The following is a 20,546-nucleotide window of genomic DNA, read 5'->3' on the forward strand; positions in this document are numbered from 1 at the left end:
ACCACCTCGATCGAGGAAGGCCGGGCAACCCGCGCAAGGAGATGTGGATGATCGATCTGTATTATTGGCCGACGCCGAATGGCCACAAGGTGACGATGTTCCTGGAGGAGGTCGGCCTCCCCTACACGATCAAGCCGGTGAATATCGGCGCCGGCGACCAGTTCAAGCCCGACTTCCTGAGCATCGCGCCCAACAACCGGATGCCGGCCATCGTCGATCATGACCCGGCCGGCGGCGGCGAGCCGGTGGCGCTGTTCGAATCGGGGGCGATCCTGCTCTACCTCGCCGAGAAGACCGGGCGCTTCGTGCCCGCCGATCTGCGCGGCCGGGCCGAGGTTCTGAAATGGCTGTTCTGGCAGATGGGCGGGCTCGGGCCGATGCTCGGCCAGAACCACCATTTCACGCAATATGCGCCGGAGAAGATCCTCTACGCCATCGAGCGCTACCTCAAAGAGACCAACCGTCTCTACGGGGTTCTCGACCACCGCCTCGCCGACCGCGCGTACGTCGCCGGCTCGGATTACTCCATCGCCGACATGGCCGCGTATCCGTGGATCGTACCGTGGGAGAAGCAGGGTCAGACCCTCGACGATTTCCCCCATCTCAAGCGCTGGTTCACCGCCATCGCCGAGCGCCCGGCGACGAAGGCGGCCTATGCCCGCGCTCCGGAGATCAATCCGGACTACGGCAAGACCATGAGCGACGACGCCAAGAAGGTGATGTTCGGACAGACCGCCAAGCGCGTATGAGCAAGCGCGGGTGACAGGCCCCTAGCGGCGCAAGCTGTCGAGGGGCACCGGGTAAGCGTGCGGGCGGGTCGCCAGCATGCCGTCGATCAGGGCCAGCACCTCGGCCCGGCCGCAATTGGCGGCCGGCTCGAAGGGCGTCCAGGTCTGGGTGAAATCGAGCGCCGAGAACACATCGCGATAGCGTCGCAGCTCGTTCGTCGTCAGCGGGACCCCGCGGACGAATGCCTTGTGCGCCGAGATGGTGCGGGCTTGACGAAAATCCGCCGGATCGAGCTCGAACTTCAGGGCGTCGCCGCAGAATAGGATTTTTCGCGCGCGATCGAACAGGATGGCGTGTCCGTCGAAATGCCCCGCGGTCCGGTGGAGTTCGAGACCCGGCAGCGGCTCCAAGACGTCGTCGTAGGGCCATGACACCTGCAGCGCCGCGCTCCAGATGAAGTCGGCGGCGGGCAGGCACAACTCCGGGTCGAACCGGTCCTGTAACTGAACCAGTGCGCCGTAGGCGTGCGGATGCGAGGAAGACAGCACCTGCATGCCGCCGAGATCGGCGATGTGCCGAAGCGCCGCTTCGCTGAACACCGGGCAGGCCTCGAAGCCCATATTGCCGGCCGGGCTCTGAATCAGGTAGGCGCTCGGCCCGATTCCCGAGACCGGCTCGTTCCAGAACCGCCAGATCCCCGGCTCCAGTTCCTGCCAATGGCACGGAAAGCGCTCCTGCGCCTCGCGCTCGCTCCAGAATTTCCAGCCATCCTGCGGCACCACGTGGCGCGCATCGAGGCACATCGGGCAGGAGGGCGGCTTTTCGAAATGACGCTGCCAGAACCCGCAATTGTCACAGGTGTAGGCTGGCAGATCGAGCGCGCCCGCGAAGGGAAGGTAGCCGGGTGACACGGGGAGAGACTCTTCCTGAACCGGGTGGCTTTGAGGGGTGCCGCAGGCATATAGGCCGCAGACGTGTATCGCCCATTGCGCCGACCCTGATGTGGCGTTCCTGAACGCGTCCGGAGGACCATGACCTTTCGCGCCGTCGCCGTCGATCTCACCCGCCTCGTCACGAGGCTGCGTCATGCCAGTCCGAGCGGGATCGACCGGGTCGACCTTGCCTATGCGCGACATTTCCTCGGCCAGAACGGCGACCGCTTCGGTATCGTCTCCACCGGTCTCGGGCCGCGGGTGCTCGACCGGGCGCAGGCGCTCGGGATCGTCGAAGCGGTGGCGGCGGGCTGGGTCGAGGATCTCGATGCGACGCGCGATCCGGTCTATCGCCGGCTTGCCGCGATCCTGGGCGACGGTCTCGACACTCCGGCGACAGCTTTGCCCCCGCGTCCCGATGCCTTCACGCGCCGCCGCATCCAGGCCGAGACCACGATCCGGATCTTACGGGCACGCAGGTCCGACGCGCTCCCTCCCGGAACGGTCTATATCCACACCTCGCATCTGCGCCTCGACAAGCCGCAGCGGTTCGATTGGCTCTACGACCGTTGCGACGTCCAGCCGGTCTTCTTCGTCCATGACCTGATCCCGATCGAGTATCCGGAATACGGGCGCCCCGGCGAGGCGGGGCGCCACCGGGTCCGCATGCAGACGGTGGCGGCCCATGCCGCGCACGTGATCGTTAATTCCGCGGATGTAGGCGCCCGTTTCACCCGCCACCTCGCCGCACGCGGCCTCGGCGCCAAGCCGGTGACGGTGGCGCTTCTCGGTGCCGAAGGCGTGTTCGGCCCGGCGCAGGAGGTCGTCCGCTTCGCACGGCCGACCTTCGTCGTGTGCGGCACCATCGAGCCGCGCAAGAACCACCTCACGCTCCTCAATCTCTGGCGCGACCTCGCCGAGCGCCACGGACCGGAGACCCCACGCCTCGTCCTGGTCGGACGGCGGGGTTGGGAGGCCGAGAACATCATCGACATGCTCGAGCGGTGTCCAGCGATCCGCGAGCATGTCACCGAGGTGTCGGGGCTCTCGACCCACGGCCTCGCGCGCCTGCTCCAGGGTGCCACCGCCTTGCTGATGCCATCCTTCGCCGAGGGCTACGGCCTGCCCGTGGTGGAGGCCGCCGCCAGTGGACTCCCCGTGGTCGCGTCCGACCTCGCCGTCCATCGCGAGATCAGCGAACGGTTCGCCCATCTCCTGGATCCCCTCGATGGTTCCGGCTGGCGCGCGGCGATCGAGGATCTGAGCCGGCCGGGTTCCCCGATGCGGGCCGATCTGAAGCGGCGGCTCGACGGATACGTGCCGCCGGGCTGGGCGACGCATTTCGCCGGGGTCGAGCAGGCGCTGGCGGATTCAATTTGCGGTCCTGACGCCTGACGAATAAGAACACGCGTCAGTGTCATCGCCGTTCCGGCGAGCCCGCGGTCTTGGGGAATGAGCGCATGAAGGTTGTCGGCCTGGATCGGGAAGACATCAAAGCGGGCATCGCCGATCGCTCGATGCTGGTGATCGACGTGCGCGAGCCGCACGAATACGCGCAGGGTCACATTCCCGGCGCTGTCACCCACCCGCTCTCGACCTTCGATACCAAGGCCGTCGCCGACCTCGTCGCGCAGGACGGGCGCCGCCCGGTCTTCTCGTGTGCTTCGGGTGTCCGCTCCGTCCACGCTCTCGCCGCAGCGCAGGGCGCCGGGATCGCGATCGAGGAGCATTACGCCGGCGGATTCAAGGATTGGTACGCCGCCGGCGAGCCGGTCGAAGCGTGAAGCCGGCACCGGGCATGTGCGACAGCGCACCACACTGCGCGATGTACATCTCTAGCTGCCGTGGTGCAGGGAATATCCATATGCGCTCGTTCTTCACGATTCTTCCGGCCTTCGGTCTCGCCATGTCGGTGCTGACCTTGCCGGTACTGGCCCAGGCCCCCGGCGGACCACCGCCGAAGGTCACCACGGCTAAGCCGGTGGTGCGCGAGATCATCGAGACCGACACCTATACGGGGCGCTTCGATCCCGTGGAGATCGTCGATGTCCGCGCCCGCGTCACCGGATATCTCGAGAAGCTCAACTTCGTGGACGGGGCCACGGTGAAGAAGGGCGATCTGCTCTTCGTCATCGACCGGCGTCCCTACAAGGCCGCCCTCGACCAGGCGCAGGCCGCCCTGGTCTCGGCCAAGGCCCGTCTCAGCTTCTCGCAGACCGACCTCGACCGCGCCCAGACCCTGAGCAAGTCGGGCAACATCTCCGAGCAGGTCACCGACCAGCGCCGTCAGGCATCACAGACCGCCCAGGCCGATGTCGACAGCGCCGACGCGCAATTGCGCCAGGCCCAGCTCAACTACGACTTCACCGAGGTGAAGGCGCCGATCTCGGGCCGGATCAGCCGGCGTCTCGTCACCGAGGGCAATATCGTCATCACCGACCAGACCCAGCTGACGACGATCGTCTCGCTGGATCCGATCTATTTCGGCTTCACCGTCGATGAGCGTTCGTTCCTCAAGTATCAGGGCTCGCTCGGCATCGGCATGGGTGAGACCCAGAAGGGCAAGGGCGTCCCGATCAAAATCGCGCTCACCGGCGAGGACAAGCCGACCCGCAAGGGGACGCTCGACTTCGTCGACAACCGTGTCGACAACGCCACCGGCACGGTCCTGCTGCGCGCCACCGTCGAGAACCCGGACGGCTTCATCAAGCCGGGCCTGTTCGGCATCGTCTATCTGCCGGCGACGAAGCCGTTCAAGGGCATTCTCCTCCCCGACGAGGCTGTGGCGGCCAACCAGGACAAGCGTGTTGTCTACGTGGTGGCCGATGACGGCGCGGTCTCGGCGCGCGAGGTCAAGCTCGGTCCGAAGGTGGATGGCTACCGCGTGATCCGCGACGGCCTGACCGGCGACGAGAACGTCGTCGTCAACGGGCTGTCGCGCGTGCGCCCCGGCGCCAAGGTCTCGGCGGAGGCTTCGACCTTACCGCCCAGCCGTAGCTGACGGCCAGGACGGGCCGATGCGCGCGCGCCGCCCCGTCCTTTTCCGATCGACCGGCCCCGCGGCCCCGTTTCGCCGCGACCGGCGTACCGATCAAATCCCGTCGCGGACGGCCCTTGGGCTGGTCGACGGATCGCGGACGACGAGACGTTCCCGCAAGGGCCATCCTGTGGCTCCTGTGCGGCGAGAGGTTTGACCGATGCGTTTTGCCCATTTCTTCGTGGACCGGCCGATCTTCGCCTCGGTCACGTCGATCATCTTCCTGATCCTCGGCTACGTCTCCTACGAGTCGCTTCCGGTCTCGCAATACCCTGAGATCGTGCCTCCGACCGTGACCGTGCGCGCCTCCTATCCGGGCGCAAACGCCGAGACGGTGGCGGCGACCATCGCGACGCCCATCGAGCAGGAAGTGAACGGCGTCGACAACATGCTCTACATGACGTCGTTGTCGACCAACGACGGCAACATGCTGCTGACGGTGACCTTCAAGGTCGGCACCAACCTCGATATCGCCAACGTGCTGGTGCAGAATCGGCTCTCGGTGGCGCAGCCGCGCCTGCCGCCCGACGTGCGCAACCTCGGCGTCACCGTGCGCAAGGCCTCGCCCGACCTGATGCTGGTCGTGCATCTGCTGTCACCGAACAAGACCTACGATCAGAACTACCTCGCCAACTACATCTACCTGAACGTCCGCGACGAGCTGCTGCGCCTCGACGGCGTTGGCGATATCTCGATCTTCGGCGGTAATGAATATGCCGAGCGCATCTGGCTCGATCCGAACAAGCTCGCGGCCTACGGCCTGACCACGACCGACGTGACGACGGCCCTGTCGGAGCAGAACGTGCAGGTGGCGGCCGGTGCGCTCAACTCGCCACCTGCGGCGACCGGCGCGGCGTTCCAGCTCGTGGTTCAGTCGCAGGGGCGGTTTCAGTCGCCCGAAGAATTCGCCGACGTGATCATCAAGGCGGCGGATGGCCGTCTGGTGCGCGTGAAGGACGTGGCCCGCGTCGAGATGGGCCAGAAGGACTACACCACCAACTCGTTCCTCAACGCGACGCCGGCCGTCGGAATCGGCGCGTTCCAGCGCCCCGGTACCAACGCCCTCGAGGCCGCGGCCTCGGTCAAGACGGTGATGGAGAACCTCAAGAAGAACTTCCCGCCCGACGTCGAGTATCGCATTGCGTACAACCCGACCGAGTTCATCGAGGAGTCGATTCAGGAGGTCTACAAGACGCTGTTCGAGGCCGTCGGCCTCGTGGTCATCGTCGTGCTGGTCTTCCTTCAGAGCTGGCGTACGGCCCTGATTCCGGTGATCGCGATCCCGGTCTCGCTGATCGGTACCTTCGCGGCGATGTCGGCCTTCGGCTTCTCGCTCAACAACCTGACCCTGTTCGGTCTGGTGCTCGCCATCGGCATCGTGGTCGACGACGCCATCGTCGTGGTGGAAAACGTCGAGCGCAACATGGCCGAGGGCATGTCGCCGGGTGACGCGGCCCACAAGACCATGGACGAGGTCGGCGGCGCCGTCGTCGCCATCGCGCTGGTTCTGGCGGCGGTGTTCATCCCGACGGCCTTCATCCCCGGCATCTCGGGCCAGTTCTACAAGCAGTTCGCCCTCACCATCGCCGCCTCGACGATCATCTCGGCTTTCAACTCGCTGACCCTGTCGCCCGCGCTCTGCAAGCTGCTGCTCAAGCCGCACCACCAGCACGCCAAGCCGAAATTCTTCCTGTTCCGGTTCGTGGCTTGGCTCGCGAGCCTGTTCAATCGCGGCTTCGACGCGCTTTCCAACGGGTATGCGCGCATCGTCGGCATTCTGACCGGCTATTCCGTCGGCATCATCGGTACGATGATCGTGTACGGCTTCCTCATCGCCGCGACGCTTCACTTGGCGCAGACCACGCCCACGGGCTTCATTCCGGACCAGGATCAGGGCTACCTCATCGGCGTGGTGCAGCTGCCCGCCGGCGCCTCCCTCGATCGCACCACCGAGGTGGTCACCCGGGCGGCCGCCGCCGCGCGCAAGGTCGACGGCGTGACCAACACCGTGATCATCGCGGGCTTCGATGGCGCCACCTTCACCAACACCACCAACGCCGCGGTGATGTTCCTCACGATGAGCAGCGCCAAGGAGCGTGCCGCCGCGGGTCGCAGCGCCGCGGTGGTCACCGCGGACGTGCTCAAGGCGACGGCGGACATCCAGGAGGCCCGCGTCATCGTGATCCCGCCGCCGCCGGTGCGCGGTCTCGGCAGCGGCGGCGGTTTCAAGATGCAGATCGAGAGCCGTCAATCGTCTGCGATCGGTCCGCTTCTGGGCGCCGTTGGTGAAGTGCTGGGCAAGGCCAACCAGAGCAACGAGGTCCAGCGGGTATTCACCACCTTCGGCAACGACACGCCGCAATACTATCTCGACATCGATCGCACGGTGGCGCGGATGCTGAACGTGCCGCTCGCCAACGTCTTCGCCTCGGTCCAGGCGGAGCTCGGCGGCACCTACGTCAACGACTTCAACACCCTGGGCCGCATCTATCAGGTCCGTATGCAGGGCGACGCCGCCTTCCGCAGTTCGATCCAGGACATCTCCCAGATCAAGGTCCGGTCCTCCACCGGGGCGCTGGTGCCCATGGGAACGCTGGCCAACGTCCGGACGGTGTCGGGTCCCCAGATCGTCCAGCGCTTCAACCTGTTCTACTCGGTCCCGGTGCAGGGCGTCGCCAAGCCCGGCATCTCCACAGGTCAGGCGCTCACCGCGATGGAGAAGATCGCGGCCGACTCCCTGCCCGAGGGCTTCGCCTACGATTGGACCGAGATCGCCTTCCAGCAGAAGGCGACCGGCAACACCGCGATCTACGTCTTCGCTCTCGGCGTGCTGCTGGTGTTCCTGGTGCTGGCCGCGCAGTACGAATCCTGGGCTTTGCCCCTCGCCATCATCCTCGTGGTGCCCACCGGCGTGCTGGCAGCCCTGGCGGCGGTGCAGATACGCGGGCAGGACAACAACATCCTGACCCAGATCGGATTGATCGTGCTCATCGGTCTGGCGGCGAAGAACGCGATCCTGATCGTGGAATTCGCCCACCAGCTCGAAGAGACCGAGAAGAAAGGCCCGATCGTCGCGGCCATCGAAGCCTGCCGCCTGCGCCTGCGCCCGATCCTGATGACCGCCTTCGCCTTCATCCTCGGCACCGTGCCGCTGGTGATCGCCACCGGCCCCGGCGCCGAAATGCGACAGGCCCTCGGCACGGCGGTGTGCTTCGGCATGATCGGCGCGACGGTGTTCGGCCTGTTCCTCACGCCGGTCTTCTACGTGATGATCCGGAACATCCTGATCTGGTTCGGCAAGAAGCGCGGCAAGGGTACCAACGGCACGGACACCGACGGCACAACGCCGGACAGGTACGATCCGCACGCGAACCCATCGCACGCCTGATCTCACGCGATCTCGGACACAGGACTCGGTGTCCGGGGTCACGTTAGGGGTTGCGCACCCGGTACCGGAAAGCTAAGACGCGCAAGCCCGTTGGGGCGTCGGAGCGTAGCGCAGCCCGGTTAGCGCACTAGTCTGGGGGACTAGGGGTCGGAGGTTCGAATCCTCTCGCTCCGACCATTAAAGACCGATCACATTTCCCCGATGTGATCAATCACTCGACGATGGTTCTTAGAGCTATACTCCAGCTCCCGTCGCTTCGAGCTTCGACAGCCCCTGAAATCTGATTCGTAGAGTTGGCGACGACGGTTTCACGTCGTCGCTTCGACCGTTGGCGAACCCCAAACATCGATAGGGCTTGGCTTGGGCGTGTCGCCGGCCGCTCAGGCGGCCTTCAACTCGGCGACCGTGTTCAGGGCATCGAGGGATCGTTCCAGGGCTGCGAAGCAATCCGGGTCGAACGACGTGCCGACCTCGCCACGCATGATGCCGAGGGCCTTGGGGATCGGCATGGCGTCCCGGTAGGGTCGGTTGGCGGTGAGCGCGTCGAACACGTCGGCCACCGAGACGATACGGGTCTCCACGGCGATCTGGGTGGCGTCCAGCCCTTTCGGATAGCCCTTGCCGTCGAGGCGCTCGTGATGGCCGCCGCCGATCCGTGCCATCTCGGCAAAGGCCTCGATGCGCGACAGGATGTTCTCCGACAGCGTCGCATGGTTGCGCATGGCGACCCATTCGGCCTCGTCGAGCTTGCCGTTCTTGTCGAGGATGGAATTCGACACGCCGAGCTTGCCGATGTCGTGCAACAGGGCGGCGCGCTTGAGCCAGCGCCGCCGCTCCACCGGAAAGCCCATCTGCTCGGCGATGAGGTCGGAATAGACCGCGACCCGCTCCGAATGACCCGACGTGAACGGGCTTTTCGAGTCGATGATCTGCGCGAAGGCGCGGGCGATGTCGTCGAGATAGTCTTCGTCGACGAGGATCTGACGGCGGGCCGGTTCGAGGGCGAACACCTCCGTCTCGACCGTCTCGGATGCGAGAACCTCCCAGAACCGCTCATCTTCGGCGACCTGCTCGAAACACGCGACCACGTGCGGATCGAACCAGGTGCCGAGGCGGGAGCGGACTTCGGTCAAAGCCGCCTCACGCCCCGCCGAACGGTGGAACACGTCCACGATCTGTGACAGCAGCGCGATCCGCGAATAGAGCGGGATCGCCGGCCCCGCGATCTGATTGGGCTTGCCGAGCCCATTCCAATGCTCGTCGAGCGAGAGAATGCCATCGCAGACCGCCTTGGGGAAATGCAGTTGACGTGCGATCTCGGCGCCGCGCTGGCACCGTGTCTCGATCAGTTCGCGGGCGATCTCGCCGCCATTCTGCATGATGTTGAGAATGGCGCGGAAGCGGTCCGCCAGACCGGCCTTGAGCCCGGTATGGGAGAAGACGAAGCCGAGCACCTGGGGCAGACGGTCGCTCACCGTCTTGTAATCGTGCTTGAACGAAAGATCGTCCGCCAGATAGAGCTGGCAGATCCGAGCGGCATTGGTGCTGCAGCCGAGATCCTTCAGTAGGATCGTGTAGTACAATTCCCAAAGCTGAAGGTCGGGAAGCCCCATCGCGCGCCCGACATGGATCCCGATCCAGCACGACCGCACACAATGTCCGGCCGGCTGGCCCTCGGTCAGGTCCAATGCGTGGCTGAGGGCGCCGAGAAGCTCCGACAGTCGGATGTTCTCGTGGTCGATCGAGGTCCACGGCGTTGCGGTCTTAAGCTGCGTCATCGGCCAGGAGCGCTCTGCGATTGGAAATCCTGAGCTACCGTTAGTCTGTAGCTCTTTTCCGGAGTCCTAATCGCGCGTCGGGCTCACCGAACGTAGTTACGGGCGTATCAACGGAGCGGTGCTGCGGTGATGCGGTGAACTACTGTCGTCAGCTGACGGTCTCGACCACCAGTTCGCTCATCGACATGGCGACCCGGTCGCGTCCGTCGCGCTTGGCGGCGTAGAGCGCGATATCGGCGCGCTTCAGCAATCCGTCGATGGTGTCGGCGCCGGTCCAGGTGCTGATGCCGATGCTGACCGTGAACGGGATCGTTTCCCGCTCGGATTTGATGCGCAGTCCGGCGCAGCGCGTGCGGATCCGGTGCGCGATGACGCCGGCACCGCCCGGACCGTGATCGGGCATGAGGAGTACGAACTCCTCTCCACCGAACCGGCACGCCACGGCGCCGGTCTCCCGCAGGACGTTGGCCACCCCGCGAATGACCTCGTCACCGATGCTGTGACCATGGCGATCGTTGATCGATTTGAAATGGTCGATATCGATCAAGAGCGCGGACATCACGCCCCCGTCCCCGAGGTTCTGGACGATTTCGGTGGTGATGCGGAGGAAGGCGCCTCGGTTGAGGAGCCGGGTCATGGAATCGGTATCGGCTTGGCGGATCAGCTCGTTCTGGAGCTTCACCATGCGCTCGGCGGCGCGCAATCGGGCCTTCAGCTCATCCCGGTCCGGAGGCTTCGTCATGAAGTCGTCGGCACCGCTATCCAACACCTCGCCGAGGCTGCGGCTCCCATGCGCCGACGACATCACGATGATCGAGAGAGGACGGCGTGCGCCGGCGAGGGACCGCAACGCCCAGCACAGTTCGAGGCCACCGATCGGATGAACCTCCAGACTTGTGATGACGCACGTCACGTCGGAGCGCTCCTTCACGTAGTCTTTCGCCTTGGCGGAATCCGTGAAGCTCTCGACCGTGTGGCCGCTCGACAGCAGAGATTCCGTGACCGATCGCAGAATGACGCGGCTGGAATCGACGATTGCGATGTGCATCGGACGTCTCACGAGTCGTCGGACGAAAATTCTCGTTATGCCGACGTTAGGTCACCAAAACCCAAAGAAACGTTGCTTGGCACGCCTGGACGACGGCGAGCGGAATCTTTCGAAGCGCGAACGATCACTTGTCCGTGTCGCAAACCGTCGCGGTGAGATCGTTGCTGTGAGTCACGCCGTATGCGTCGAAGCGGCGGCAGCGAACCGCTCCCGGCCGTGTCGCCGTCGTCACTGACCGGATCGCGTTCGGCTCCGACGCTGCTGCGCGGGAGACGCGATCCTAGAGGTTCGGCGTCCAGTGTTTGTTGAAGCCAAGCGCGCCCAGCGTCGCCAGGGCGCCCGACAGCAGATAGACGCCGACCCAGGCGAGGCCGAAATGGCTCGACAGGCTGAGGGCGACGAGGGGTGCGAAGGCCGCGCCGACGAGCCAGGCCAGATCGGACATCAGGGCGGCGCCGGTATAGCGGTACCGGGTATCGAGATTGCCGGTCACGGCGCCCGAGGTCTGGCCGTAGGACAGTCCGAGAAGGCCGAAGCCGACGATGACGTAGATCGTCTGGCCGATTTCGCTGTCGCCGAAGATCAACGGGGCGAGGATGCTGCCGAGGCTGAACAGGCCGATCAGGGCAGCCGCGACCGCCAGCATGGTGCGGCGGCCGATCTGGTCGGCGATCAGGCCGGAGGCGACGATTGCGCCTGCGGCGACGATGGCACCCGCGAACTGCACCATCAGGAATTCGCCCGCCGAACGCTGCGTGAACAGGGTGATCCAGCTGATCGGGAAGATCGTCACGAGGTGGAACAGCGCGAAGCTCGCCAGCGGCACGAACGCTCCGATGATGACGCTGCGCCAGTTGGTGCGAATCATCTCGAAGACCGGCGTCGGCACCAGCTCGCGGGTTTCCAGCAGGGTCGTGAATTCTTCCGTCGCCACGAGGCGCAAGCGGGCGAACAGCGCGACCACGTTGATCGCGAACGCCACGTAGAACGGGTAGCGCCAGCCCCAATCCAGGAAATCCTCGGGCGTGAGGTTGGCGAGGAAGAACGAAAACAGGGCGCTCGCCAGCATGAAGCCGATCGGTGCCCCGAGTTGCGGCATCATCGCGTACCAGCCCCGGTGCTTCGGGGGTGCGTTGAGCGCCAGCAGCGAGGCCAGACCGTCCCAGGCTCCGCCTAGGGCGAGACCCTGGCCGATGCGAAACGCCGCCAGCAGCCAGATCGACGCCACGCCGATGGAGCCATAGCTCGGCAGGAAGGCGATGGCCGCCGTCGAACCGCCGAGGAGGAACAGGGCGATCGTCAACTTGACGCCGCGGCCGTGGCGCCGGTCGATCTCCATGAAGATCACCGAGCCGACCGGACGCGCGAGGAACGCGAGCGCGAAGGCGGCGAATGCGTACAGCGTGCCGGTGAGCGGATCGACGAAGGGGAAGAACACCTTCGGAAACACCAGGACCGAGGCGATGCCGTAGACGAAGAAATCGAAGAACTCGGAAGCGCGACCGATCACGACGCCGATGGCGATCTCGCCCGGCGCCACGGTGTGGTCGCTAGAGACCAGCCGTGCGTCGCGCTCGAGAGGAGTAGAGGATGGCAACGCGTGGTCCTGGCTCATCGGAGGCAATTCGCTGATAGGGTGATTCGAGGGCTCGGCCCCACGCGGTGCCTACCCGGATAAACCGATTATGGGGCGCGGTCATCCTGCGTCAAAGCGATGCGTTCGGCGCGCGCCGGCACGGTTCAAACCGGAAACCTCGTGCTCATAGCGCAGGCTACAGGGTCGAAATCACTTCAGCCATGCTTAAAGCGACCGGCTGGAGGAATCTGGTCGCACTTGTCAGAGGGGCCTGCTGCGGCGCAGGAAGCGATGGTCGTTGCTCGGGCCCCACGGTGCTAGAGCGAGGACGGAAGCCGTTTCCTCTGGAATCCAGCCAGCCGATCAGATGTCGCTCAGACCCCTCGGACTTTCGCCCCTCGGATTCCTGCGCGGTTTCGCGCTCATTCCCCTGGCCGGCCTGCTGTCCGGCTGCAACCTGGTCGTGATGCAACCCGCCGGTGACATCGCCGCGCGGCAGCGCGACCTGATCCTCGTCTCCACCGGCTTGATGCTGCTGATCATCATTCCGGTGATCGCACTGACATTGCTGTTCGCGTGGCGCTATCGCCAGTCGAACACCGACGCGCCCTACGATCCCGACTGGCACCACTCGACGCAGCTCGAAGTGGTGATCTGGGCCGCGCCGCTGGTGATCATCATCGCGCTCGGCGCGCTGACCTGGATCAGCACCCACACCCTCGACCCCTACCGGCCACTCTCGCGCATCGATTCGTCCCGGCCCCTGTCCCCCGACGTGAAGCCGCTGACGGTGGAGGTGGTGGCCCTCGATTGGAAGTGGCTGTTCTTCTACCCCGAGGAGGGCATCGCGACGGTGAACGAACTTGCCGCGCCGGTGGACCGGCCGATCACGTTCAAGATCACCTCCTCGTCGATCATGAACTCGTTCTACATCCCGGCGCTCGCCGGCCAGATCTACGCCATGCCCGGCATGGAGACGAAGCTGCACGCCGTGATCAACAAGGCCGGCGTCTACGAGGGGTTCTCCGCCAATTACAGCGGATCCGGCTTCTCGCGGATGAACTTCAAGTTCCATGGCCTCGACAACGACGCCTTCGCGGCCTGGGTCGCCAAGGCGAAGGCGCAGGGCAAGCCGCTCAGCCGACAGGACTATCTGACGCTGGAGAAGCCCAGTGAGCAGGAGCCGGTGCGCTACTTCTCCGCAGTGGACGACGGGCTCTACCGCTCCATTCTCAATATGTGCGCTGTTCCGGGCAAGATGTGCATGAGCGAGATGATGCACATCGATGCCATGGGCGGCGGCGGCAAGGAGAGCCACGCGAATCGGGAGCGGCTCGAATACGACAACCGCCACGCCGTTGCCGGCGACGAGGCAGAGGCCGCCACGGCTCCGGCCTCCGGGCGGGCGGCGCGAAGCGACGAGAAGCCGGAGGGCGTGAAGAGCGGCCCGACGGGTTCGAGCGAGACGCCCGATCCGCATCACGGTCACTCCATGCCGGACATGAAGCATGACGGGCCCGCGCCCGTGCAGTTGAACCAGTAGTCAACACTAACGCGTCCGAGCAGGCTTACAGCCCGGACGCAGCGATGATTTCGTCTTCCATGCGTCTTGCGACGGCAGGCCGGTTCCGGTCTCGGCGCGAGGGGCCCGAAGCCCGGCATGCCGGGCCGCAGATGAACCACAACGAGCGGATCCCATGTTCTCCAATCTGGATCTTCAGAAGCTCGTCTTCGGGCGTCTCACGCTCGAAGCGATCCCGTATCACGAGCCCATCGTCCTGATCACCTTCCTGGGCGTCGCCGCCGGCGGACTCGCCGTGCTCGGCGCCGTCACGTATTTCCGCCTCTGGGGCTACCTGTGGCGCGAGTGGCTGACGAGCGTCGATCACAAGAAGATCGGCATCATGTACGTCATCCTGGCGCTCGTCATGCTGCTGCGCGGCTTTGCCGACGCGCTGATGATGCGGGCGCAGCAGGCGATGGCCTTCGGTGCCAACGAGGGGTTCCTCCCGCCGCACCATTATGACCAGATCTTCACCGCCCACGGCGTGATCATGATCTTCTTCGTGGCGATGCCGCTGGTCACGGGCCTGATGAACTTCGTCGTGCCGCTGCAGATCGGCGCCCGCGACGTGGCCTTTCCGTTCCTCAACAATTTCAGCTTCTGGATGACGGTGAGCGGCGCGCTCACCGTGATGGTGTCGCTGTTCGTCGGCGAGTTCGCCCGTACCGGCTGGCTGGCCTATCCGCCGCTGTCGGGCCCCGCGGGAAGCCCCGGCGTCGGCGTCGATTATTACATCTGGGCGCTTCAGATCGCCGGTATCGGGACGTTGCTATCCGGCATCAACCTGATCGCCACCATCGTGAAGATGCGCGCGCCCGGTATGTCCATGATGAAGATGCCGGTCTTCACCTGGACGGCGTTGTGCACCAACATCCTCATCGTCGCCGCCTTCCCGATCCTCACCGCCGTTCTCGCGCTGCTGTCGCTCGACCGTTACGTCGGCACGCACTTCTTCTCGAACGACCTCGGCGGCAATCCGATGATGTACGTCAACCTCATCTGGATCTGGGGACATCCGGAGGTCTACATCCTGATCCTGCCGGCCTTCGGCGTGTTCTCTGAGATCGTCTCGACCTTCTCGAGCAAGCGTCTCTTCGGCTACGCCTCGATGGTCTATGCCACGGTGGTCATCACCATCCTGTCGTACCTGGTGTGGCTGCACCACTTCTTCACGATGGGCTCCGGCGCCTCCGTGAACTCGTTCTTCGGCATCACCACCATGATCATCTCGATCCCGACGGGAGCCAAGATCTTCAACTGGCTGTTCACGATGTACAAAGGCCGCATCCGGTTCGAAGTGCCGATGCTGTGGACCCTGGGCTTCATGGTAACCTTCACCGTCGGTGGCATGACCGGCGTGCTGCTCGCCGTGCCCCCGGCCGACTTCGTGCTCCACAACAGCCTGTTCCTCATCGCCCATTTCCACAACGTGATCATCGGCGGCGTGCTGTTCGGCATGCTGGCGGGCATTACCTACTGGTTCCCCAAGGCCTTCGGCTACAAGCTCGATCCGTTCTGGGGCAAGACGTCGTTCTGGTTCTGGCTCACCGGCTTCTGGTTCGCCTTCATGCCACTCTACGTGCTCGGCCTCATGGGCGTGACGCGCCGGCTCAACCACTTCGACGATCCGTCGCTGCAGATCTGGTTCGTGATCGCGGCATTCGGCGCCGTGCTGGTGCTGCTCGGCATCCTGTCGTTCATCATGACGCTGGTGGTCAGCTTCGTGAAACGCGAGGAGTTGCGGGATGTGACCGGCGACCCGTGGGGGGGCCGCACCCTCGAATGGTCGACCTCGTCGCCACCGCCGGACTACAACTTCGCCTTCACCCCGATGGTGCATGACGGCGATGCTTGGTGGGACATGAAGCGCCGCGGCTACAGCCGTCCGCTGCACGGCTTCAAGCCGATCCACATGCCGCGCAACACCGGCACCGGCGTGATCCTCGGAATGATCAGCATCGTCTTCGCGTTCGCGATGATCTGGTACATCTGGTGGCTCGCGGCCGCGACCTTCGTGGCGATGCTCGCCGTCACCATCGTGCACACGTTCAACTACAACCGCGACTTCTACATCCCCGTCGATGCGGTGATGGGGGCCGAGAACAAGCGCACCAAGATGCTCGCGGGACACGTCTGAGGCCATGTCGACGCCAATGAAAACCGCCGCGGGCCAGCCCGACTCGACGACCTTCTACCTGGAAGAAGAGCATCACCCCGAACAGGGGACGATGCTCGGCTTCTGGATCTACCTGATGAGCGATTGTCTCATCTTCGCGGTCCTGTTCGCCACCTACGCGGTGCTCGGCCGCAACTACGCTGCTGGCCCTTCCCCCAAGGATCTGTTCGAGCTGCCGCTGGTGGCGGTGAACACCACGATGCTGCTGTTCTCCTCGATCACCTATGGCTTTGCCATGCTGGAGATGGAGAAGGGCAAGCAGAAGAACACGCTGATCTGGCTGACCATCACTGGCCTGTTCGGCCTCGCCTTTGTCGGGATCGAGCTCTACGAGTTCGCGCACCTGATCCATGAGGGCGCCACCCCGCAGCGCAGCGCCTTCCTGTCCGCGTTCTTCACGCTGGTCGGCACCCACGGGCTGCACGTCACGCTCGGCATCGTCTGGCTCGTGATCCTGATGGTGCAGGTCAACCAGCGCGGCCTGGTGCCCGAGAACAAGCGCCGGCTGATGTGCCTGAGCCTGTTCTGGCACTTCCTCGACGTCATCTGGATCGGCGTCTTCACCTTCGTCTACCTGATGGGAGTGCTGCAATGAGCGCCGCGACGGATTCGAATCAAGGCGCTCACGACCATCACGATCATGGCGATGGTGCCGCTCACGGCTCGATGAAGGGCTACGTCACCGGTTTCGTGCTGGCGGCGATCCTCACTGCGATCCCGTTCTGGCTGGTGATGACCGACGCGCTCGGCAACAAGCAGACCACCGGCCTGGTGATCATGGCCCTCGCGGTGGTCCAGATCATCGTCCACATGGTCTACTTCCTCCATATGAACACTAAGTCGGAGGGCGGCTGGAACTTCCTGGCGCTGATCTTCACCCTGACCCTGGTGGTCATCACGCTGACCGGTTCGATCTGGGTAATGTATCATCTCAACACCAACATGATGCCGATGTCGCCGATGGACATGAAGCATCAGATGCCCTGAGCATGATGCCGAACCGGGTGAGACGCTTCCGGTCGATGTGGTGAGACGGATCCCGATGGATCGTCCCGTCGAAACGCCGTCCCGCAAGCGCGGGATAGCGTTCTACCTGATCTTCGGGGCAGGCGCGCTGCTGCTGTTCACCGCCCTGGCGGGGCTCGGGACCTGGCAGATCGAGCGGATGGGCTGGAAGCGCGATCTGATCGCCCGCGTCGAGGCGCGGATTCATGCCGATGCCCTCCCCGCCCCTGCGCGAGCCGAATGGCCCGATGTCACTGCGGACCGCGATGCCTATCGCCGGGTGAGTGCCACCGGACTCCTCCGGTACGACGCGGAAACACTGGTCCAGGCCGTCACCGAATTGGGCGGCGGATACTGGGTCATGACTCCGCTCCTGCGCGACGACGGCGCCACCATCCTGATCAATCGCGGTTTCGTACCGTCCGACCGCCGCGCTTCCAGCGATCGGGCATCCGGCGACAGCAACGGGCAGACGACGATCACCGGATTGCTGCGCCTGTCGGAGCCCAAGGGCGGTTTCCTGCGCGCCAACGATCCATCCGCGGATCGATGGTATTCCCGCGACGTTGCCGCCATCGCGGCGGCGCGCGGCCTCTCCGATGTGGCGCCCTACTTCATCGACGCCGATGCGACGGCGAAGTCCGGCACTCTGCCGATCGGCGGCCTGACGGTCATCGCGTTCCACGACAATCATCTGGTCTATGCCATCACCTGGTATGCGCTGGCCCTGATGGTCGCTGGCGCAGCCATCTACGTGTTTCGCGATGCGCGCGAACGATCCCCCTGATCGTCCGTGATGGTGATGCCGGATGGGTCGGACAGGTCAACGCGATCGCTCGACACCTGCGAACATTCATCACCTACCGGACCGACTCGCCGCATCGTCCTGAAGGCGATCGCGGCTCGACATGAAGCGCCCGACCGGCGTGCGGATCGGGGCGAAGGTGCCGAGGCCGGTGCGCTCGGGCATCTCCACATAGATCGCCTCGATACCGCCGCGCGCGCTGTAGGTCTCGTGCCAGAAGCCGCAGCTGCGCGGGTCTTTCAGGAAGCTCTTCCACCACACCGCGTGTGGGGCCTGCCGGGTGAAGTGTTCGAGGCTCTCGAAGTCGCGCCAATATTGGCGGATGCCGACATGGTTCCAGCCGAACAGGAAGTTCTGGTTCGCCAGGAGGCCGTCGGGCGGATCGCGCCGGATCGCCGCCAGCCCGCGTCCGACATCCCTCATGGCCAGGAGTGCGCGCGGTCGCTTCACCTTCAGGCCGAGAAGCATCACGATCAGGTCGGGGTAAGCCGACAGGTCCACAGTCTCCCGCAGGGCAGCTGGTTGCATGGAAACACCTCCGAAGTTTACAACGTAAACATACGGGATCAAGTTTACGGTGTAAACAGGTGAAGAACGAGCGTATCGATCTCCGCGAGGCGCTGATCCGGGAGGCCATAGGCCTTCTCGGCAATGGCCCTGCGGATCTGAGCCTGCGCAGCGTTGCCAGGGCCGCCGGCGTTTCCGCGATGGCGCCCTACCGGCACTTCGAGGACAAGGCGGCACTCCTGGGCGCCGTGGCAGCGCAGGGCTTTGCGGAGCTGCGCGACGTCTTGGAAGTCGCCGATGCCCGGGCGGAGGGGGGCGCGGCGCTGGTCGAGCAGGGCTTGGCCTACATCGCCTTCGCCCAGCGCCGGCCGAGCCTGTTTCGCCTGATGTTCGCCAGTGTTGACCTGGCCTGCATCCCCAAGCCTGCGGGCATGAGCGCCTATGCGGTCCTGGCCCGGCGCGTCGCCAGCGTTGCGCCCGACAGCAGCGAGGTGAGCACCCTCGGCTGCTGGGCGATGGTGCATGGCCTGGCGACCCTCCGGCTCGACCGAAGGATCGAGGCCGGATCGGAAGCGGACCGATCCGTCCTGATGTTGCTGACCGCGGCCATCGTCGGGCGCTGATCGCTTGCGATGTCCCGTTCGGTCAGGCGGGTATGCCGCCTCGGAGGCTGGACTTCAGGCCTTCCAGTTCTTCAGGGCCGCGAATGGGCTTGCCGACGGATCGGGGGCGGGTGGATTCAAAACCGGCTCCACCTGCGCGATGGCGTCGGCCAGGGAGAACGCCGAGCCGCTGGTGAGCTTGCCGCCGGCTGCGTCCCTGTGGCCGCCACCGCGAAACCGGCGCGCGCCATCGAGTGCAGTCTCGTTGTTGGAGCGGAACGACATCGACCCGGTGCGTTGGACGTTGAGCACACGTTTGGCCTTGCCGGTCTCCATGATGAGATCGGAGACGCGCTGGAACATCCCGGAATCGAGCCCGAACGACATCAGGGTCCCGTCGGATAGAGGGCGGAACAGATCGGAGCGAGCGAGGACGCGGGCGATCCGCATCCGCGTGGTCAGGCTACGGTCGTCGGTGGCTTCGTCCGCCAGGAACGCATCGACGATACCCTTCCGGATCTCGCCCACCGAGGCCTCGATCTCGGACGGGGTGGCGCCCGTGCGCAGGCGGCCCGCCACTGCGCTCAGGAGTGCGGAGACGAAGCGGTCGTGCCACGGATGGCCGATGGGTACGAGATTCGAGACGTTGTCCCAGAACACCTCGTCGAGGCTCAAGCCGCCGATGAAGGTCGCCCGGTCCTTCTTCCACAGGTCGACCGCATCCACCGCCGCGACGAGGGCTTCCAGGTCCGCGACGTCCGCGGCCTCCCGCGTGGCGTAGAGGGCGCGGTGCTCATAGGCCATGCGGGTGGCGCAGCAATCGGCGTCGATCAGCACCGTGGTGTCCGAATCGGACAGGTCGAATCGGCTGAGATTCGGGTTGGCCGCGTCGAGGGTGGGCGCGAGGCCCTGCTCGCGCATCTGGTCGATGGAGGAGGCGTGGTGGTCGAGCACGATCAGCCGATGACGCGTGCCTGCATCGCGCCGGCCGTTCATCGCGGCGAAGTTCCGGATGAAGGTGACCGCCACCGGCTCGAGACCGAGATCGGTCATCACGATCATCTCCGGCACGGGCGCTTTCCCGAGGCGCTTCAACTCCGCCTCGACCACCGGGCCGACATCGGAATAGCGCGGCACGTGGACGATCCGCGACACGTCGACGAAGGTGCCGACGACGGTGGAGGCGCCGTAGCCGTCGAGGTCGTGATGGGTGATCTGGGTGACGTTCAACGGCCTGTCCTATCGGCTTTGGGCAACGCGTCCTTATGCGGCAGCCGGCGCCGGGCGGCGAGGCCTTCCGCGGCGCGATCGGCGGTGGAGCGGCGTTCTCAGAGGGTTGACCCTCGGATCATCACCGATCATTCCAGAACATAGCACGAACACGAGCCGATCCTCGCCA

At 65.0% G+C, this 20,546-nt stretch carries 17 protein-coding genes and 1 tRNA gene; 12 read left to right on the forward strand and 6 right to left on the reverse strand.

All coding sequences use genetic code 11. The features are described from left to right. Window positions 1-47 precede the first annotated feature (47 nt). The gene (locus tag G3T14_RS13260; RefSeq protein ID WP_163643025.1) at window positions 48-749 is read left to right on the forward strand and encodes a glutathione binding-like protein; all 702 of its coding nucleotides are present in this window, start codon (window positions 48-50) and stop codon (window positions 747-749) included. A 21-nt stretch (window positions 750-770) separates the two neighbouring features. Here G3T14_RS13260 and G3T14_RS13265 read toward each other — a convergent pair whose 3' ends face one another. Beyond that, the gene (locus G3T14_RS13265; protein ID WP_163643026.1) at window positions 771-1,640 is read right to left on the reverse strand and encodes an MBL fold metallo-hydrolase; all 870 of its coding nucleotides are present in this window, start codon (window positions 1,638-1,640) and stop codon (window positions 771-773) included. 120 nt (window positions 1,641-1,760) lie between these two features. On the opposite strand from G3T14_RS13265, the gene G3T14_RS13270 reads away from it, so the two are divergent. The 5 genes from G3T14_RS13270 to G3T14_RS13290 all read left to right on the forward strand — a co-directional run bounded on the left by G3T14_RS13270 (window position 1,761) and on the right by G3T14_RS13290 (window position 8,263). Continuing rightward, window positions 1,761-3,056, forward strand: a complete 1,296-nt coding sequence (locus tag G3T14_RS13270; protein WP_163643027.1) for a glycosyltransferase family 1 protein — start codon at window positions 1,761-1,763, stop codon at window positions 3,054-3,056. A gap of 65 nt (window positions 3,057-3,121) precedes the next feature. Continuing rightward, complete coding sequence (locus G3T14_RS13275; protein ID WP_163643028.1) at window positions 3,122-3,445, forward strand: rhodanese-like domain-containing protein; 324 nt, start codon at window positions 3,122-3,124, stop codon at window positions 3,443-3,445. Window positions 3,446-3,567: 122 nt separating this feature from the next. Further along, window positions 3,568-4,662 carry an efflux RND transporter periplasmic adaptor subunit gene (locus tag G3T14_RS13280; RefSeq protein ID WP_163643073.1) on the forward strand — a complete coding sequence of 365 codons (1,095 nt, stop codon included), beginning with the start codon at window positions 3,568-3,570 and terminating at the stop codon, window positions 4,660-4,662. Window positions 4,663-4,858: 196 nt separating this feature from the next. Beyond that, a complete protein-coding gene (locus G3T14_RS13285; protein WP_163643029.1) occupies window positions 4,859-8,086 on the forward strand; it encodes a multidrug efflux RND transporter permease subunit in 3,228 nt (1,075 codons plus the stop codon). 99 nt (window positions 8,087-8,185) lie between these two features. Further along, a tRNA-Pro gene (locus G3T14_RS13290) sits at window positions 8,186-8,263 on the forward strand. Between the two features lie 203 nt (window positions 8,264-8,466). Here G3T14_RS13290 and G3T14_RS13295 read toward each other — a convergent pair. The 3 genes from G3T14_RS13295 to G3T14_RS13305 form a co-directional block, all read right to left on the reverse strand. Further along, window positions 8,467-9,864 (reverse strand): HD-GYP domain-containing protein, encoded by a 1,398-nt coding sequence (locus G3T14_RS13295; RefSeq protein ID WP_163643030.1) that lies wholly within the window; start codon window positions 9,862-9,864, stop codon window positions 8,467-8,469. Window positions 9,865-10,012: 148 nt separating this feature from the next. After that, entirely contained in the window at window positions 10,013-10,912 is a 900-nt protein-coding gene (locus G3T14_RS13300) for a diguanylate cyclase (protein WP_163643031.1), read from the reverse strand. Window positions 10,913-11,192: 280 nt separating this feature from the next. Then, window positions 11,193-12,527 carry an MFS transporter gene (locus G3T14_RS13305; RefSeq protein WP_163643032.1) on the reverse strand — a complete coding sequence of 445 codons (1,335 nt, stop codon included), beginning with the start codon at window positions 12,525-12,527 and terminating at the stop codon, window positions 11,193-11,195. 328 nt (window positions 12,528-12,855) lie between these two features. Here G3T14_RS13305 and cyoA point away from each other — a divergent pair, with 328 nt between their 5' ends. The 5 genes from cyoA to G3T14_RS13330 all read left to right on the forward strand — a co-directional run bounded on the left by cyoA (window position 12,856) and on the right by G3T14_RS13330 (window position 18,020). Beyond that, window positions 12,856-14,031, forward strand: a complete 1,176-nt coding sequence (gene cyoA / locus G3T14_RS13310) for a ubiquinol oxidase subunit II (protein WP_163643033.1) — start codon at window positions 12,856-12,858, stop codon at window positions 14,029-14,031. A gap of 154 nt (window positions 14,032-14,185) precedes the next feature. Beyond that, window positions 14,186-16,189, forward strand: coding sequence for a cytochrome o ubiquinol oxidase subunit I (cyoB, locus tag G3T14_RS13315; RefSeq protein ID WP_163643034.1), 2,004 nt, complete (start codon window positions 14,186-14,188; stop codon window positions 16,187-16,189). Window positions 16,190-16,193: 4 nt separating this feature from the next. Further along, a complete protein-coding gene (gene cyoC / locus G3T14_RS13320; RefSeq protein ID WP_163643035.1) occupies window positions 16,194-16,823 on the forward strand; it encodes a cytochrome o ubiquinol oxidase subunit III in 630 nt (209 codons plus the stop codon). Next, the gene (gene cyoD / locus G3T14_RS13325; RefSeq protein ID WP_163643036.1) at window positions 16,820-17,215 is read left to right on the forward strand and encodes a cytochrome o ubiquinol oxidase subunit IV; all 396 of its coding nucleotides are present in this window, start codon (window positions 16,820-16,822) and stop codon (window positions 17,213-17,215) included. Before cyoC ends, cyoD begins: the two co-directional genes overlap by 4 nt. 55 nt (window positions 17,216-17,270) lie before the next feature. Beyond that, on the forward strand, window positions 17,271-18,020 hold the full coding sequence (locus G3T14_RS13330; RefSeq protein WP_163643037.1) for an SURF1 family protein: 750 nt from the start codon (window positions 17,271-17,273) through the stop codon (window positions 18,018-18,020). Between the two features lie 69 nt (window positions 18,021-18,089). Here G3T14_RS13330 and G3T14_RS13335 read toward each other — a convergent pair whose 3' ends face one another. Next, complete coding sequence (locus G3T14_RS13335; RefSeq protein ID WP_163643038.1) at window positions 18,090-18,566, reverse strand: DUF4188 domain-containing protein; 477 nt, start codon at window positions 18,564-18,566, stop codon at window positions 18,090-18,092. A 59-nt stretch (window positions 18,567-18,625) separates the two neighbouring features. On the opposite strand from G3T14_RS13335, the gene G3T14_RS13340 reads away from it, so the two are divergent. Further along, a complete protein-coding gene (locus tag G3T14_RS13340; protein WP_163643039.1) occupies window positions 18,626-19,168 on the forward strand; it encodes a TetR/AcrR family transcriptional regulator in 543 nt (180 codons plus the stop codon). Between the two features lie 54 nt (window positions 19,169-19,222). Here G3T14_RS13340 and G3T14_RS13345 read toward each other — a convergent pair whose 3' ends face one another. Beyond that, entirely contained in the window at window positions 19,223-20,377 is a 1,155-nt protein-coding gene (locus G3T14_RS13345; protein WP_163643040.1) for a dimethylmenaquinone methyltransferase, read from the reverse strand. Window positions 20,378-20,546 lie beyond the last annotated feature (169 nt).

Origin of the sequence: Methylobacterium sp. BTF04 (assembly GCF_010692745.1) — a bacterium.
Taxonomy (GTDB): domain Bacteria; phylum Pseudomonadota; class Alphaproteobacteria; order Rhizobiales; family Beijerinckiaceae; genus Methylobacterium.